Below are 397 nucleotides of genomic sequence, written 5' to 3' on the forward strand. Positions count from 1 at the left end.
CTCCGGTGAGATGCTGCCGAAGTGTGAAGTCAAATGGTACCGTACTAATTCTTCCGGCAAGCAGGAGCATTTCTTCACCACCTCCTTTGAAGATGCGCTGATCACCAACATCGAGTGTGGCCTGCCACATTGTCAGGATCCGAAGAATGCTGACTTCACGCAGCTGATCACCATTGAACTGTCTTACCGCAAGATCATGTGGGAGCACACAGTCTCCGGCACGTCTGGTGCTGACGACTGGCGCGCACCTGCAGCTTAAGTCTCCGTTTTTGACGGAACTGGAAGTCAGATCCGGGCCAGCTTTGGCCCGGACACTGCCTATGGGTGAGTACACACCAGGCAGTCTTTGATTTAGGTGTGATCTGCGGAGTTGGAATATGCAGTTTGTCTCTGGCAA

Annotated in this window: 1 protein-coding gene; it reads left to right on the forward strand. The window is 52.9% G+C overall.

The genetic code is table 11. The features are described from left to right. Positions 1–259 (forward strand): type VI secretion system tube protein TssD (gene tssD, locus PsWM33_RS13060; protein ID WP_153039943.1); only part of this gene is annotated, 259 nt, incomplete at its 5' end. Positions 260–397: the final 138 nt, after the last annotated feature.

Origin of the sequence: Pseudovibrio sp. WM33, from assembly GCF_001623165.1 — a bacterium.
Lineage (GTDB): Bacteria > Pseudomonadota > Alphaproteobacteria > Rhizobiales > Stappiaceae > Pseudovibrio.